A 15,714-nucleotide genomic window follows, 5' to 3' on the forward strand; every position below is an offset into this window, starting at 1 on the left:
GAGCCCGCCATGGAATTCTTCCGTTTCCGGCGCGACATCCCGTTCATGCGGCATGCGCTGGTGTTCAACGTCATCTCCTTCGTCACCTTCGCGCTGGCGGTGTTCTTCCTGTTCACGCGCGGGTTGCACCTGTCGATCGAGTTCACGGGCGGCACGGTCATCGAGACCGAGTACGCCCAGAGCGCCGACATCGCCAAGGTGCGCTCGACCGTCGAGGCGATGAACTTCGGCGAGGTGCAGGTGCAGAAGTTCGGCACCTCGCGCGACGTGCTGATCCGCCTGCCGCTGCGGGGCGATGTCAAGCAGTCCGAGGTGGTGGGCCGCGTCTACGCGCAGCTCTGTGCCGCCGAGGGTGGCCTGCTCAAGCCGGTGCAGACCACCACGCCCAAGGGCGAGACCATCAGCCGCCAGGCCTGCGAGGCCGGCTCCGGCGCCACCGCCACCGAGCCGCTCAAGCTGACCCGCAGCGAGTTCGTCGGCCCGCAGGTCGGCAAGGAGCTCGCCGAGGACGGGCTCAAGGCGCTGGCCTTCGTGGTCGCCGGCATCATGATCTATCTGGCCGTGCGCTTCGAGTGGAAGTTCGCGGTCGCCGCGATCATCGCCAACCTGCACGACGTGATCATCATCCTGGGCTTCTTTGCCTTCTTCCAGTGGGAGTTCTCGCTGGCGGTGCTGGCGGCGGTGCTGGCGGTGCTGGGCTACTCGGTCAACGAGTCGGTGGTGATCTTCGACCGGATCCGCGAGGCCTTCCGCAAGTTCCGCAAGATGACGACGTCCGAGGTCATCGACCACGCCATCACCAGCACGATGAGCCGCACGATCATCACGCACGGCTCGACGCAGATGATGGTGCTGTCGATGCTGCTGTTCGGCGGCCCGACGCTGCACTACTTCGCCCTGGCGCTGACGATCGGCATCCTGTTCGGCATCTACTCGTCGGTGTTCGTGGCCGCGGCCATCGCGATGTGGCTGGGTGTCAAGCGTGAGGATCTGATCGGCAACGTCCGCAAGGACCAGGATCCGAACGATCCGAATTCAGGCGCAGTGGTCTGACGCCCGCGCGCATTTGGCTGGTGTAGAGTAGGCGGTTCTTTCATCTTCTGATCCGTTCGCACGGACTCCGGCTCGACACCCATGGCCTCCGCTGCTGCCCCGTCCTCGGTTCTTGCTGCGCAGGCCCGCCGCCTCTACTGCGATCAGGTTTCCAGAAGCCTGAACCGCACGGTGCGCGCGGTCATCGACCGGCTGCGCGAGCAGTGCACGCAGGTCGGTCCTCCCGACCTCATGCTCAAGCGCCGTGACCTGCTGGTCGATCTGCCGCGTCAGGCCGGCAACTGGCAGCAGCTGTTCGTGGCGCAGCTGGCCGCGGTGCTGGCCGGCCGTCCGAACCCTGCGCACGGCTCCCGGCCCGTCGCCACGCAGGTGGGTGACCTGGCGCTGGTCGATGACTCGACGATCGATCTGGAGATCCTGGTGTCGCGCATGGCCCTGGCCATGATGGACAAGGCGAGCTGGGAGTTCTCCGACCTGCGCTACCGCATGTCGGCGCTGGACCGCCGCGACGAGATGGAGCCGCAGGACATCCTCCGTCCGCACGCGCTGGCACGCGCCGCCGTGGACAGCTGGCGCACCGCCGGACTGTCGGTCGAGCACTGGCGTCTGGTGCAGGCCCCGCTGCACGAAGAGTTTGCCGGGCTGGTCCATGAGGCCTACCACGAGACCAACCGCTGGCTGATCGGCCAGGGGGTGTGTCCGGAAGTCAACCTGCGCCAGTTCATCCGGCGCAGCCGGGATGCCGGACCGCCGCCGGTTGCGCCCGTGGCGGGCGGCGGTGGCGCTGGCGGCGGCAGCCACTCGACGGGTGGGATGCGCGCATCTGCAGGCGGATCCGGTGGCGGCAGTGGTGGTGGTGGCGGCTCCGTTGTTCCTGGTGCGCCGGTTGCTGCTTCTGGCGAGCGCTTCCCTTCGCCGCCGAGCTTGCAGGCCCGTGCCGATGCAGCCTCCGGCGCCGGGGGCTACCAGGGCATGACACCCCAGAATGCCCACCAGTACGCCCCCACCGTGATGGCCGGGCTGGGCAAAGCGGCCGGGGGCGGGGATGCCGGCCTGACCGGCCGCGGCGACGTGCAGGAAGAGACCCGCATGATGACGCGCTCGCCCGGGCTGCTGCGCAGCATCGAGCAGGCCGAAGCCGTGCTCGGGCGGCTGAACCGGCTGGTGTCGCGGCAGGTCCCGGACTTCTACAGCTCGACCATCGCCCAGCCGCACCCGCCTGCATCGCCGGGACTGCGTGCGGCGATCAACGAGGTGCAGGCCGCCGTGCAGCACCGCTTCGAGCCGGGGCCGGATGCCCAGGGCAACGTGCCGGTGCTGTCGCAGTCGGTGGCGGTCAGCACGCCCGGCCTGCTGCAGGAGCTGCAGGCGCGCAAGGCCGCCCTCAAGCAGGCGGCCACCACGCCGGTCGAACGCGCCACCATCGAGGTGGTTGCGCTGATGTTCCAGAGTCTGCTGACCGAAGAGCGCATCCCGGCCGCCGTGCGGGTGTGGTTTGCGCGGCTGCAGATGCCGGTGCTGCGCGTGGCCATCGCCGAGCCGGACTTCTTTGCGACGATCGACCACCCGGCGCGCAAGCTGATCGACCGCATGGGCGCCTGCGTCATGGGCTTCGAGGCGGGCAGCGCGGGCGTGAGCGAGCCGATGGAGCGCGAGATCAAGCGGGTCGTGCAGGTGGTCGAGGCCTATCCCGACACCGGCCGGCGCGTGTTCCAGACCGTGCTGACCGAGTTCGAGCGCTTCCTGGAGGACTACTTCAAGTCCGCGCACCTGGCCGCGAGCAAGGGTGTGTCGCTGGCCCAGCAGATCGAGCAGCGCGAGACGCTGGCGATCCAGTACACGATCGAGCTGCGCAAGATGCTCAACGAGGTGCCGGTCCACGACGGGGTGCGCGAGTTCCTGTTCCACGTCTGGGCCGATGTGCTGGCGACGACCGCCGTCAAGGCGGGGCAGGCCAGCGAGCCGACCAAGGCGATGCGCAAGGCCGCTGCCGACCTGATCTGGCTGGCGAGCGCCAAGGTGTCGCGCGAGGAGCGGTCGGAGGCGATCCGCCGCCTGTCGCCGCTGCTGAAGAAGCTGCGCGAGGGCATGGTGTCGGCCGGTGTGCCCGTGCCGCGGCAGGACGAGTACATCCAGGCGCTGAACAATGCCCTGCAGGCGGCGTTCTCGGCCCGCACCGCCGCCATCCCGACCGAGCGCCTCAACGAGCTGATGATGCAGCTGGAGACGCTGGAGGACATGCTGCCGGACGTGGACAACATCGAGATCGACGAGTCGATGGTGCGCGATCTCTCCGGCCACGAGACCAAGGATCTGGAGGTGGTCGCCGAGGGGGGCTCCATGCCCACGCCGGCGATGGTCGCCTGGTGCGGCAACCTGAGCGTGGGCAGCTGGTTCCGGCTGGACTACCGCGACACCGTCGCCAACGTCCAGCTCGCCTGGCAAGGCTCACGCAAGCAGTTCAATCTGTTCGTGTCCCCGCAGGGGCGCGGCATCCTGTTCCAGAAACACCGCCTGGCGGCCTTCCTGCAAGCGGGGCTGCTGGTGCCGGTGGAAGAAGAATCGCTGACCGTGCGCGCCACGCGCGACGCGCTGGCCAAGCTCGACGCCGATCCGGGACGCCTGCTGCACTGATTCGTGGCTGGATCAGGGGCTCAATGCCCCAGGCTCAGTGGATCAGCCGGTCCTCGACATCGACGAACAGCTCGTCGAGGATCAGCGCGTCGGGCTCTTCGCCGATGCTCCAGAACACCATCAGCACGATGATCTTCAGGTCTTCCAGCGCGAGTTCGCCGGTGGTGGCCATGGCACGGTCGACGGCGATTTCCCGCATCGGCGCCGGCAGCACGCCGGCCGATTCGAGAAAGCTCAGGAAGGCGATCGACGCGGTGCCGAGGTGGTCCTGCTCGGCCGGCGTGTAGACGCGCAGGGACAGCGGGCTCTGGGCCTTGGCCTGGGATTCGGCCACGGTGGTCAGTCCGTCCAGCCAGCTCAGCGCGTCCTCGATCTCGTCGCTCTCGAAGCCCACCGAAGTGAGCTTGCGTGAGAGCTGGGCGTGCTCGGGACAGGCATCGGGCCGCCAGTAGTTTTCGTAAAGATAAACGAGCACGTCGAACATGAATCCACTATACCTGAGCCGATCCTGAATGGCCGGCGCCCCGCGGGCCGGTGCCGAGGGCCGGCGTGCATGGAGTCACGCGCAGGCCTGACGCCGGAACAGCGGGCCTGGCAGCCGAACGACCTGGCTGTCGAGCTCCAGTTCCAGCAGGCGGTGGTTCAGCTCCGAGGTGGGCAGGCCGGTGCGGGCCTGCAGGGCGTCCAGCGTGACCGGTGTCCAGCCCATCGCCTCCAGCAGCGGATCTTCCGGCGTGTCGTCCAGCCGGGCCTGGACCGCCGCCGTGGACGATCCGGTCGGTTTCTGGCCGGCGCTGACCGGTGTGCTGGTGCCCCAGTGCAGCTCTTCCAGGATGTCCTGCGTCGTCTCGACCAGCTTCGCGCCGCTCTTGATGAGCTGGTGACAGCCCTTGACCTGCGGGCTGTGGATCGAGCCGGGGATGGCGAACACCTCGCGGTTCGACTCCATCGCCAGCCGCGCGGTGATGAGCGAGCCGGACTGCAGCGCCGCCTCGACGACCAGCGTGCCGCGTCCCAGCCCGGCGACCAGGCGGTTGCGCTGCGGAAAGTGGGGGGACAGCGGCGGTGTGCCGAGCACGTGCTCGGACACGATCAGCCCTTCCGTGGCGATGCGCCCGGCCAGGGCGTGGTGCTGGCGCGGATAGACCCGGTCCAGCCCGGTGCCGACGATGGCGATGGTGCCGGAGGGGCCGCTCAGTGCCCCCTCGTGCGCCGCGCCGTCGATGCCCTGCGCCAGTCCCGACACGACCACCATGCCGGCCTGGCTCAGTGCGGCCGAGAACTGGAAGGCGTTGTCGGCGCCCTGCGGCGTCGGATGGCGGCTGCCCACGACGGCCAGTGCGCCGATGCCCAGCAGCTCCAGCCGACCCCGGGCGTGCAGCACCAGCGGCGGATCGGTCAGCTCCATCCAGGCGGCGGGATACTGCGGATCCCCGAGCACCAGCAGGTGGCAGCCGGGTTGCTGCAGCCACTGTGCCGTGCGTGCCACCAGGGTGTCGTGGCCTTCGGGCGCCTGGGCCAGTGCCTCGCTGACCTTGTGGCCATCGAGCACCTCGCGCCACGCCGCCGGCGAGGCCTCGAAGATCTCCCGCGGCCCGCCAAACGCCAGCAGCAGCCGGCGTGCGCGCTGGCGGCCGATGCCCGGGGTTTCGAGCAGCCGCAGCCAGGCGGCGAGTTCGTCGTCCGCCACGGTCACGGGGGCGTGAAGCGGTCGCCGGGACGCACGGCGGTTTCGGCGCTGAGGATCAGCGCGTACGACACCCGGTCGAACACCCGGAAGACAAAGAGCTGGCCATGGGCCTCGTCGGGCAGCTGGAGCGTGGTCTTCAGCGGATCGGCGCGGTCCTGCAGGCGTTCTCCTGCGCGCAGCACCGACAGCACATGGCCCCGCTCGACGCCGTCGCGCACGCCGCGGTTGAGTGCCACGATCTGGTTCTGGCCTGCGGACAGGCCGTCGCCATAGATCGAGATGATCCGGCCTTCGATCGGCTTGTCCGGTGCGCGCGGCACGTAATTGCGGTAGTCGCGCACCGGGGCCTGGGCGATGCGGTCGCCGATGCTGGCTTCCTGGCGCAGCGAACTCAGCGTGAAGGTGGCCGGCACGATCTCGGTGGCGCCCTTGGCGTCGGTCCGGGTCTCGCCGGGGCGCACGTATTCGGCATTGCCGACGAACGCGGCCTCGTAGCCGAGGATCTCGCCGCTCGACGGGTCGTGCAGCGGTCGGGCTTCGCGGAAGATGCGCCAGTCGCGGGTGGCTGGCAGGTCGCCGCGCACGTAGGCGGTGTCGCCGCGACTGAGCAGCACGCGGCCTTCGCGGCCGGCCACGATGCGCGGTGCGCGGGCCAGCGTGTCGCTGTCGAGGACCACGGCGTCGTTCAGGAAGGGCTCGATCAGGTGCAGCGGGATCGAGGCGATCGGCCCCAGATCCCCGTCCCCCGCCCGTACCCGCGGCGAGAGCTTGACCGTGCCGCCGCTGCCGCCACCGAACACCAGACGCGCCCGCCCGCCGCTCTTGACCAGCGTCAGCAGCTGGCCGGGGTAGATCAGGTGGGGATTGCGGATGTCCTGCAGGTTCATGCCCCACAGCTCGGGCCAGCGCCACGGGCTGCGCAGGAACAGCTTCGAGATGTCCCACAGGGTGTCGCCGCGCTTGACCGTGTAGCTGTCGGGCGCGTTCGGCGCCAGCTCCGACAAGGGCACACCGGCTTCGGCGACTTTCTGCGCCGTGCCCCGCTGGGCGCCGGTGACTGGATAATCGGGAAATGCGTGGGCCGCCTGGATGGACAGGCCGAGCAAGGCGAGGGTCAGGAGGCTTGCCGCCCGGGCGCTTGCGCGCTGGATGGGAGCAAGCTGGCCGTGGGACAGGATCATGGAGCGCGTCTCCGTGCGCCGACCGGTCAGGCCCGCGCGAAACTCTTCAATCAATCTCATAAATTCTGCCCCTAAAACGACGGTGACGTTGTCCCCGAATCACAACTTTCACGCTGCGGCACTGCCTTGTGCCGACCCGCGCCATGAGCCTGCTGACCATACTTCGCTATCCCGATCCCCGCCTGAACAAGGTCGCCAAGCCTGTCACGACGGTCGATGACCGCCTGCGCCGGCTGATCGACGACATGTTCGAGACGATGTACAAGTCCCGTGGCATCGGTCTGGCCGCCACGCAGGTCGATGTGCATGAGCGGCTGATTGTGATCGACGCCTCGGAGGACAAGTCCGACCAGCTCGTTCTGATCAATCCCGTCATCATCGCGCACAGCGAGGAGCGTGTCGTCAGCGACGAGGGCTGTCTGTCGGTTCCGACCATCTACGATAAGGTCGAGCGCTACGCCACCGTGGCCGTGCGGGCCCTGAACCGGGACGGCGCCACTTACGAGTTCGAAGCGGAGGGGCTGCTGGCCATCTGCGTGCAGCACGAGATGGACCACCTGATGGGCAAGGTCTTCGTCGAATACCTCTCGCCGCTCAAGCGCAACCGCATCCGCAGCAAGATGATCAAGCGCCTGCGCGAAGACGAGGACGAGGCATGACGGGCGCCGCGCTGCGCGTCGGCTTCGCAGGCACGCCCGAGTTCGCCGCCGAGGCGCTGGCGGCGATCCTGGCAGCGGGCCACACCGTGCCGCTGGTGCTGACGCAGCCCGACCGCCCCGCCGGCCGCGGCATGAAGCTGCAGCCCTCGGCGGTGAAGCAGTGCGCGCTGCAGCACGGACTGCCGGTCGCGCAGCCGACCAGCCTGAAGCTCGACGGTCGCTATCCGGACGAGGCCGCCGCCGCCCGCGAAGCGCTGCAGGCCGCGCAGCTCGACGTGCTGGTGGTTGCGGCCTACGGGCTGATCCTGCCGCGGTGGGTGCTGGACCTTCCGCGCCTGGGCTGCCTGAACATCCACGGCTCGCTGCTGCCACGCTGGCGCGGCGCCGCGCCGATCCACCGCGCCATCGAGGCCGGCGACGCCGAGACCGGCATCACCATCATGCAGATGGATGCCGGCCTGGACACCGGCGACATGCTGCTGGGCGCGCCCGAGCCGATCCGCCCGGACGACACCACCGCCGCGCTGCACGACCGGCTCGCCACGCTGGGCGGCCGGCTGATCGTCGAGGCGCTGGCGCTGGCCGCCCGCGGGGGCCTGCGCGCCACGCCGCAGCCTGTCGAAGGTGTTACCTACGCGCACAAGATCGACAAGCGCGAAGCGGCGCTCGACTGGACGCTGTCCGCCGAGGTGCTGGCGCGGCGCATCCGGGCCTTCGATCCGTTTCCCGGTGCGAGCTTCAGCCGCGGTGGCGAGGTGGTCAAGGTCTGGCAGGCGCGGGCCGTGGACGGGCAGGGTGCGCCGGGCAGCGTGCTGTCGGTGGACGGGGAGGGCGACGGCATCATCGTGGCCTGCGGCGCGGGAGCCCTCGCGCTGACCAGTCTGCAGCGGCCCGGCGGGCGGCGCCAGCCGGTGCGTGATTTCCTGCGGGGCTGTGCCATCGGCCCCGGCGAGCAGCTCGGCTGAGGGGCGGCGCGGCTCAAGTCGCGCGGCGGGACGACGATAGCGCTGGGGACCACACCCCGAGTTCAGCCATGCGCCATCCCGTCCCTGCCATCGCCTTCGCCCTGATCGCCGCCGGCTTGCTGGCGGGTTGCGACCAGCTGGGCATCGAATCCGCCAGCGCCACCCTGGCCCGCACCGAGGCCGACGCCAAGGCCGTGGGCAGCGCCTGCCGCCACGCCATGCGCGCCATCGAGGACTGCTACATCCTCAATCCCAAGGCGGAAAAGGCGGCGGTCTACACCGGCTGGCGCGAGATGGACGAGTACATGCGCGAGAACAAGCTCGAAGGTGTTGCGCCGACCGAGCCGCGGCCGGCCGCTCCTGGCGCCAAACCCAAGGTCGCCAAGGAAGATCTGCCCGACGAGGAAATCATCGACGACGGCAAGAAACCGCAGAAAGCCGGCGCCGGCCACGCTGCCAAACCGGCGCACTGACGACTGCGCGGCCGATCCGGTCGCCGCCAGTGTGAAAATGCGGGGATGCACCCCCCAGGCGATCCACCAGCCCCTGTGACCCTGCGCCAGCGCTGGCAGGCGCTGCGCCAGCATCCCGAGGCCGCGCGCGGCGTGCGCGACATGCTGCCGATGGTGCCCGGCATGGCCGCCTGGGGCCTCGTCACCGGCGTGGCGATGGTCAAGAGCGGGCTCGACCCCTGGCTGGCGCTGCTGATGTCGCTGACAGTGTTCGCCGGCTCCTCGCAGCTGGCCGCGCTGCCGCTGATCGCCACCGGCGCCCCCATCTGGGTCGTGCTGCTGACCGCCTGCATCGTCAACCTGCGCTTCATCATCTACAGCGCGCAGTGGCGCTGGTACTTCGGTCACCTGCCGCGTGGCCAGCGCGTCGCGCTGAGCTACCTCGCCGCCGACATCAACTACGCCCTCTTCCTCAAGGCCTGGCCCGAGCCGGAGCCGCGCCCCGGCCAGGTCGAATACTTCGTCAGCGGCGCCGTGGTGGTGTGGATCGGCTGGCAGATCCCGTCGATCGTCGGCATCGTGCTCGCAGACGTGATCCCGCCCGCTTGGGGCCTCGGCTTCGCGGGCACGCTGGCGCTGATCGGGCTGACGTGTTCGCTGCTGGTGGACCGGGCGACCTGGATCTGTGCGGCGGTCGCGGCCCTCGCGGCGGTGGCGGCGTATGCCTTGCCGTACAAGCTGCACATCGTCGTCGCGGTGGCGGCCGCCGTCGCGGCGGGGCTGCTGATGGAGCGCCCTGGCGGTGGCGGCGGTCGGCTGGCGGCGGTGGCGCGGAGGTCGGCGTCATGAACACCTGGGAAGCCGCGATCACCATCGTCGGGCTGGCGCTGGTCACCGTGCTGACGCGCAGCCTGCTGATGCTGCCGCGCGAGGAGGTGCCGATTCCCGCCTGGGCCAAGCGGGCGCTGAAGTACGCGCCGCTGGCCGCGCTGGTCGCCATCATCGTGCCCGAGGTGCTGCTGACGCGCGGCGTGCTGATCGCGACGCTGGCGGATGCGCGGCTGATCGGCGCGGCGGTCGGGCTGGCCTACTACTTCTGGAAGCGCGGCATCCTCGGCACCATCGTCGTCGGCATGGCCGTCTTCCTGCCGCTGCGCATCGGCCTGGGCTGGTAGCGCCGAAGAGTTCTCTTTTTTCTTTCACATCAAGGAGTTATCCACATGAATGTCCTCCGCCTCCAAGACCTGATCGCCGCCGGCAAGATCGCCGGCCAGCGCGTGTTCATCCGCGCCGACCTGAACGTGCCGCAGGATGACGCCGGCAACATCACCGAAGACACCCGCATCCGCGCCTCGATCCCCTGCATCGAGATGGCGCTGAAGGCCGGCGCCGCCGTGATGGTCACCAGCCACCTGGGTCGCCCGACCGAGGGCGAGTTCAAGCCCGAAGACTCGCTGGCGCCGGTCGCCAAGCGCATGGGCGAGCTGATGGGCCGCGAGATCCCGGTCGTCGCCAACTGGGTGGACGGCGTGGACGTGGCGCCGGGCCAGCTCGTCATGCTGGAAAACTGCCGCCTGAACAAGGGCGAGAAGAAGAACAACGCCGAGCTGGCGCAGAAGATGGCCGCGCTGTGCGACGTGTTCGTGCATGACGCCTTCGGCACCGCGCACCGCGCCGAAGCCTCGACCTACGGCATCGCCCAGTACGCCAAGATCGCCTGCGCCGGCCCGCTGCTGGCGGCAGAGATCGACGCGATCAGCAAGGCGCTGGCCAACCCGAAGCGCCCGCTGGTGGCGATCGTCGCCGGCTCGAAGGTCTCGACCAAGCTGACCATCCTCAAGGCGCTGTCGGCCAACGTGGACGGCCTGATCGTCGGCGGCGGCATCGCCAACACCTTCATGCTGGCGGCCGGTCTGAAGATCGGCAAGTCGCTGGCCGAGCCGGACCTGGTCGCTGAAGCCGTGGCCGTGATCGAGGCGATGAAGGCCCGCGGCGCGGCAGTGCCGATCCCCGTGGACGTGGTCTGCGCCAAGACCTTCTCGCCGACCGCGGAAGCGACTGTCAAGGCCGCCACCGATGTCGCCGAGGACGACCTGATCCTCGACATCGGTCCGCAGACCGCCGCCATCCTGGCCGCGCAACTCAAGGCCGCCGGCACCATCGTGTGGAACGGCCCGGTCGGCGTGTTCGAGTTCGAAGCCTTCTCGCACGGCACGGAAACGGTTGCGCGCGCGGTGGCCGAGAGCGCAGCGTTCTCGATCGCGGGCGGTGGCGACACGCTGGCGGCGATTGCCAAGTACGGCATCGAGAAGGACGTGGGCTATATCTCCACCGGCGGCGGGGCGTTCCTCGAAGTGCTGGAGGGGAAGACGTTGCCGGCGTTTGAGATTCTGGCGAAGCGCGCTGCGGGCTGAAGCAACGGTTGCATTCAACACTTGTGGCGCCGCAATTAGCCTCAAATGCAGTTGAACTCACCCATCTCTGCGGTTACTTCTTTAATCTGTCTCGGGGCATTGATGCTGGTGAAGATTTGAAGTGCTGCTTTGAGATGTGTGCATGCTTGGGCTTCGTTGGCGTCGCGCTTGGCAACATTGCCTAGGGACTTCTGCAGTTTTCCGTAAGAGAAGTCCTCAGGCGATTTTTTTAACTTATAGGCATCGCGGCCAATGCCTAGGTATCGCTTTGCACGCACTAAGTCATCGCGTTTTTTGGCGAAGTCGCCAATCTGCCAACTGACCTCCACAAGGTTGCAGTCTGCAGCGGAGCGGGCAGCGTCGATTGCCTTTGCCCATGCGGCATCCGCGCCTACAAGGTCTTTTTTGTCGAATAAATGCTTGCCGAGCTTGATTTGTTCGATCTCCTTATCGCCCGGTCTGCATTGACTGGGCGGTTCAGCTAAGACGAACGTAGGAGCTAAGCCCAATAATGATGCTGCCAAAAGACGTGCAAGTCGAGTGTGGATAAATATAGTAGAAAAATACTGCATGATGGCTTCTTTGGTGGATCAGTAGATGGCTGGGGAAATCTCGTGAAACATTCTGGGTGCTTTTATTAATTGAAGGTAAGTTGACGCAAGAGTAACTTTGCCCCCTTGGATGGGTCGATGCCAGTCTCGTCCAGATATAATCCGGATTTAAAGTATAAGCCCACATTGTGCCAACGAGTATCTAGAATCAACCGCTGTCCATTCACGATTAGAGCATCACCGTCAGCTTGAATTCGTAATAGCTGCCATCGACCCAACTGTGGGGTGCGGGCTATCGTACTACTGCTGTAGATTCCTAGTTGAGCCGGGTCTGGGTTGTCTCGCAGTTTTAAATTTAGCACATAGTCTCCTGCCTTGCTAAGTTCAAAATAGGCGAGCAACAGTGGGGCCGCATTGATCAGTGCGCCGTTGGTGCCAGCAATCCTAAATCCATGAACCTGTCCCACAATGACAGACTGTTTGGTTGGCGGCAGTTGAAGGACTGCAAACTCGGTTGTCATAACGCGAGCGGGAAGGTCCGTGGGTAGCCACTTATCGTTGCTTCCGGCGACTACTTGGTGGCGAAACTCCGTGCGTGGACTGTCACTGCTGCTGCTGGCCAAGACCCCATTGACAGGGCACCATAGCTGCACTGCAGGGCCATCGCTGGTGCTAACAGTCATTAAATATTCAGACTCGTAGCCACGCGGTGCCTCAATGGAGGGGGCAAGCTGTGTGGGTGAGAGGGTCTGTACGCCTCCATTGCCACTGCTGATTGGTAGAGAAAGCGTGACGTGAGATAGATCAAGCAGTTCACTCGGCCGAGGCAGCGAATTGCTATTGTTTGCGTTGTCGACGGCAACCACTGGGGAAGATGTTCCGCTGCTTGCGGCCACACTATCTCCACCGCCGCAGGCTGCCAATGCGCCCAGTATGAATAAAATAATTGTACTGTGCGCTAGACGCGAGAATATTTTGGCAAGAAAGAGGTGAATTTGGATATTCATTCTGATTCCATTTGCTGGATAGATTGGAATGAATGGGCTTGTGGTTTTTCGCGTAAAGGCTGTAGATCATAATTATAAATTCCATCAGTCGGACTGGCGCTAAATTTCAGCGCGCGCACTCTGCCGATGCCGTACCCGTCTATCGCACCGGCACCGCTATGTTTTGATTGACTTTGAATATATATAGTGACTTCTGCCCCGCGTCGAGTTCCTGCGTGAGGACGTCCGTCTCCGGTAAAGCCGCGGCTGTTGTAGAAAAGTGGAATATTTGTTCCGTTTGTGTCGACCGCAGCAAAATTGTGGTTGGCCAGTCCTGATCCTCGGATTATTATAGAGGGCCCGAAAGTTTGACTGCTTGCGACTCCGATTGCGAGTTCGGCTCCGGATAAATTTATGAAACCGTCAACATTTAAACTGCCACTCAAGGATTGACTCTCAGGGCTTGCGTTTTCGCACCATAGACGAGCAAAAGCAGAGAGGGTAGAGGGTATTTGGCTGCACAGTCGATCTCTACCCCACCATTGATCTGCTGACCAAATTAGCGTCAAAGTAATAATGACCAGTATGATCGAGCGATCGGGATGGTCGGTGATTAGTTTGTAGAAGAAGTTCGGCCAAGTATTTGGTTCGCTGATTTGTTTGTCTGCGCCTTGCTCTTGGGTAGATTTAGGAATCCGACCTGAAGGTTCTGACGAACGAAGTTCTTCAGGTTTTTCGGCTGACGGACCAGGATCAGTTCCACTTCTTCTTTTGGAAGCCATCTATACTCCCCCCGCAAGTTTGCAGTCGTAGCGAGAGGCAGAGCGCCGGTTGCTGTGGCGCTTCGCTTCTGGTACTTTTGCGTTATTAAAATTGATGCTATACGCCGATCATTATCTCGTCACGATCTGATTGGTAACTATTTGTACCATCAGTTTTTGCTGTATGGATGTACATGCATCTTCGATGCTTACGATGACCGTTCCAGCGCTGCCTCACCTTTTTTCAAGCGTTGATCTGGTGCCAATCTGCCAGCGCCACGGCATCCACCGCCTGTCCGCATTCGGCTCACGAACGAAGGGCACAGCCCGGCCCGACAGCGACCTGGATCTGCTTGTCGAGTTCGAGCCCGGCCAAGTGCCCGGCTTGATCGGCCTGAGCGCCATCGAGATCGAGTTGACCGAGGCGCTGGGCGTCAAGGTCGATCTGCGCACCGCGCAGGAACTGAGCCCGTACTTCCGCGAAGACGTGCTTCGACAGGCGCAGGTGGTCTACGACGCCTCGGGCCGCGCTCCGTGATCGAACGCGGTCCAAATTTCATGCCGGCGTCGCAGAAATCCCCGTTTGTTCAGCGATCTCTCAGCCCGCCGACACCCCCGTGTCCCTGAGAATCGGACGCAATGAGTAACAAATGGACCGTCCATGACTTCGACAAGGCGCCCGAGCGTCCGCCGCGCCCGCGGGGACGTCGGCCGGTGTCGCTTCAGCGCACGCCCCCGGAGCGGCGGTCGTTCAATGGCGCGCTGGTCGCCTCCGTCCTGCTCCATGGGCTACTGCTGAGCCAGTTGGTCGGCGAAGGGCAGGGGGTGCCGGGCCTGGTCCTCCCCTGGCAGGAGCGGCGGGCCGTGGTGCCCGACATCCAGACGGTGCTCGTTCCGCCGCAGCCCGCACCCGCCGCGTCTGCACCACCGGTGGCTGCTGTCGAGGTGCAGCGCGCGTCGATCCGGTCCGCGCCGGCCGAGGCACCGACCCCGAAACCGCCTGCACCACCCGCACCGCCTGCGCCGCCCCCGCCCGAGCGCGCGGTGGTCGAGGCGCCCGTACCCAAACCGGCACCGCCCGCCGAGGCGGTTCCCGTGAACCCGCCCCCACCGCCGCCCCGCGCCGAGGTGCCCGATCGCGCGCCGCCGCCCGTCCTCACCGCGGAGCCGACCGAGGTGCCCACGCCGGTCGTGCCGGTGGCGCCCGAGCCGATGCTCGCGGCCAGCGCGGTCGAGCCGAGTGCGTCGAGCCCCGACCCGGTGGCGGTTGCGCTGGCGCAGCGCGAGGCCGCGCTGGAGGCGCAGCGGCTGGACGTCGCAGCCCGCGCCGAGGCTGCAAGGCTGGAAGCGGAACGCCAGGAAACGGCGCGACAACAAGCCGCCAAACTGGAAGCCCAGCGGCAGGAGGCCGCCCGTCAAGCCGCGGCCCGCGCCGAAGCCGCCCGGCTGGAAACCGAACGCCAGGAAGCGGCCCGCCAAGCCGCCGCCCGCGCCGAGGCCGCGCGGCTGGAAGCGGAACGCCAGGAGGCCGCCCGACAGGCCGCAGCCAGACTGGAGGCCCAGCGGCAAGAAGCGGCCCGCCAAGCCGCCGTCCGCGCCGAGGCCACCCGACTCGCAGCCGAACGCCAGGAAGCCGAGCGCCAGGAGGCTGTTCGACAGGAAGCCGCCCGCGCCCAGGCCGCGCAACAGGAAGCGGCGGCGAAGCGCGAAGCCGTGCTCCGCGCCATCGGCCGCCAGCTCGACGAGGAACGTGCCCGCCGCGACGCCGCCGCGAACGCCACCCCCAGCCCGTCCGGCACGCTCCCCCTGTCGCTCAGCACCGCCCGCCGCGCCCGCCTCTTCGGCCACACCGACTCCAACGCCGACCTCGTCGCCTACGCGCAGGCCTGGGCGCTGAAGATCCAGCTCAACACCTTGCCCGACCAGGTCCGCGAGATCACGAAGCGCCCCCACACGCCGCCCACGGTGACGGTGGCCATGCGCAGCGATGGCTCGGTGGAGTCGATGACCTTCGTTGTCTCCAGCGGCGTGGCCGAGATCGACGACGCCATCCGGCGCATCGTCGAGACCCAGCGGCCTTACCCGGCGTTCCCGCTCGCGCTGGCCCGCGAGTTCGACGTGGTCGAGATCCGCCGCACCTGGTACTTCGACGCGGCGGTTCGTCTGCACTGACGGGTGTGGCGGCAGGGGCGGGACCGTGGTACCGCCCGCCTGTCATGCATCTTGTGCATAACCCACGCGCTTGCCGGCATGAACCCCCGTTTCTCCGCCTGCTGCGCGGAAAACACGCATGCGGTCCGGTCCCGCCCGCAGTAATCTGCGCTCCCTTTTGAAACACCGGTGTCCCGCCGGACACCCCCAGGAGCGC

At 66.6% G+C, this 15,714-nt stretch carries 16 protein-coding genes; 10 read left to right on the forward strand and 6 right to left on the reverse strand.

Annotated features, from left to right (window positions below; genetic code table 11):
• Positions 1-9: 9 nt before the first annotated feature.
• Both secF and BDD16_RS09555 read left to right on the forward strand, forming a co-directional pair.
• Positions 10-1,053, forward strand: a complete 1,044-nt coding sequence (gene secF / locus BDD16_RS09550) for a protein translocase subunit SecF (protein WP_179633728.1) — start codon at positions 10-12, stop codon at positions 1,051-1,053.
• Positions 1,054-1,134: 81 nt separating this feature from the next.
• Complete coding sequence (locus BDD16_RS09555; RefSeq protein ID WP_179633729.1) at positions 1,135-3,687, forward strand: DUF1631 family protein; 2,553 nt, start codon at positions 1,135-1,137, stop codon at positions 3,685-3,687.
• Positions 3,688-3,721: 34 nt separating this feature from the next.
• On the opposite strand, the gene BDD16_RS09560 is transcribed toward BDD16_RS09555, so the two are convergent.
• The 3 genes from BDD16_RS09560 to BDD16_RS09570 all read right to left on the reverse strand — a co-directional run bounded on the left by BDD16_RS09560 (position 3,722) and on the right by BDD16_RS09570 (position 6,558).
• Positions 3,722-4,171, reverse strand: coding sequence for a Smg family protein (locus BDD16_RS09560; protein WP_179633730.1), 450 nt, complete (start codon positions 4,169-4,171; stop codon positions 3,722-3,724).
• Between the two features lie 75 nt (positions 4,172-4,246).
• On the reverse strand, positions 4,247-5,377 hold the full coding sequence (gene dprA / locus BDD16_RS09565; protein ID WP_179636083.1) for a DNA-processing protein DprA: 1,131 nt from the start codon (positions 5,375-5,377) through the stop codon (positions 4,247-4,249).
• 2 nt (positions 5,378-5,379) lie between these two features.
• The gene (locus tag BDD16_RS09570; RefSeq protein WP_179633731.1) at positions 5,380-6,558 is read right to left on the reverse strand and encodes a LysM peptidoglycan-binding domain-containing protein; all 1,179 of its coding nucleotides are present in this window, start codon (positions 6,556-6,558) and stop codon (positions 5,380-5,382) included.
• Positions 6,559-6,701: 143 nt separating this feature from the next.
• Between BDD16_RS09570 and def the strand changes: the two genes are divergently transcribed.
• From def to BDD16_RS09600, 6 genes are all read left to right on the forward strand, one after another.
• On the forward strand, positions 6,702-7,217 hold the full coding sequence (def, locus tag BDD16_RS09575) for a peptide deformylase (protein WP_179633732.1): 516 nt from the start codon (positions 6,702-6,704) through the stop codon (positions 7,215-7,217).
• An 11-nt stretch (positions 7,218-7,228) separates the two neighbouring features.
• Positions 7,229-8,182: a methionyl-tRNA formyltransferase gene (gene fmt / locus BDD16_RS09580; RefSeq protein WP_179636084.1), complete on the forward strand. Its 954-nt coding sequence runs from the start codon at positions 7,229-7,231 to the stop codon at positions 8,180-8,182.
• A gap of 68 nt (positions 8,183-8,250) precedes the next feature.
• Positions 8,251-8,655, forward strand: coding sequence for a hypothetical protein (locus BDD16_RS09585; RefSeq protein WP_179633733.1), 405 nt, complete (start codon positions 8,251-8,253; stop codon positions 8,653-8,655).
• A gap of 45 nt (positions 8,656-8,700) precedes the next feature.
• On the forward strand, positions 8,701-9,483 hold the full coding sequence (locus BDD16_RS09590; protein ID WP_179633734.1) for an AzlC family ABC transporter permease: 783 nt from the start codon (positions 8,701-8,703) through the stop codon (positions 9,481-9,483).
• Entirely contained in the window at positions 9,480-9,809 is a 330-nt protein-coding gene (locus BDD16_RS09595; protein WP_179633735.1) for an AzlD domain-containing protein, read from the forward strand. Before BDD16_RS09590 ends, BDD16_RS09595 begins: the two co-directional genes overlap by 4 nt.
• Positions 9,810-9,854: 45 nt before the next feature.
• Positions 9,855-11,048, forward strand: a complete 1,194-nt coding sequence (locus BDD16_RS09600; protein WP_179633736.1) for a phosphoglycerate kinase — start codon at positions 9,855-9,857, stop codon at positions 11,046-11,048.
• Between the two features lie 41 nt (positions 11,049-11,089).
• Here BDD16_RS09600 and BDD16_RS09605 read toward each other — a convergent pair whose 3' ends face one another.
• From BDD16_RS09605 to BDD16_RS09615, 3 genes are all read right to left on the reverse strand, one after another.
• The gene (locus BDD16_RS09605; protein ID WP_179633737.1) at positions 11,090-11,620 is read right to left on the reverse strand and encodes a hypothetical protein; all 531 of its coding nucleotides are present in this window, start codon (positions 11,618-11,620) and stop codon (positions 11,090-11,092) included.
• 65 nt (positions 11,621-11,685) lie between these two features.
• Complete coding sequence (locus BDD16_RS09610; RefSeq protein ID WP_179633738.1) at positions 11,686-12,606, reverse strand: polysaccharide lyase family 7 protein; 921 nt, start codon at positions 12,604-12,606, stop codon at positions 11,686-11,688.
• Positions 12,603-13,367, reverse strand: a complete 765-nt coding sequence (locus BDD16_RS09615) for a hypothetical protein (RefSeq protein WP_179633739.1) — start codon at positions 13,365-13,367, stop codon at positions 12,603-12,605. Before BDD16_RS09615 ends, BDD16_RS09610 begins: the two co-directional genes overlap by 4 nt.
• A gap of 238 nt (positions 13,368-13,605) precedes the next feature.
• On the opposite strand from BDD16_RS09615, the gene BDD16_RS09620 reads away from it, so the two are divergent.
• Positions 13,606-13,884, forward strand: a complete 279-nt coding sequence (locus BDD16_RS09620; RefSeq protein WP_310732851.1) for a nucleotidyltransferase family protein — start codon at positions 13,606-13,608, stop codon at positions 13,882-13,884.
• Between the two features lie 101 nt (positions 13,885-13,985).
• A complete protein-coding gene (locus BDD16_RS09625) occupies positions 13,986-15,518 on the forward strand; it encodes a TonB C-terminal domain-containing protein (RefSeq protein ID WP_179633741.1) in 1,533 nt (510 codons plus the stop codon).
• The last annotated feature ends 196 nt before the right edge of the window (positions 15,519-15,714 follow it).

The sequence above is a fragment of the Sphaerotilus montanus genome (assembly GCF_013410775.1).
In the GTDB taxonomy this organism is placed as follows: domain Bacteria; phylum Pseudomonadota; class Gammaproteobacteria; order Burkholderiales; family Burkholderiaceae_C; genus Sphaerotilus; species Sphaerotilus montanus.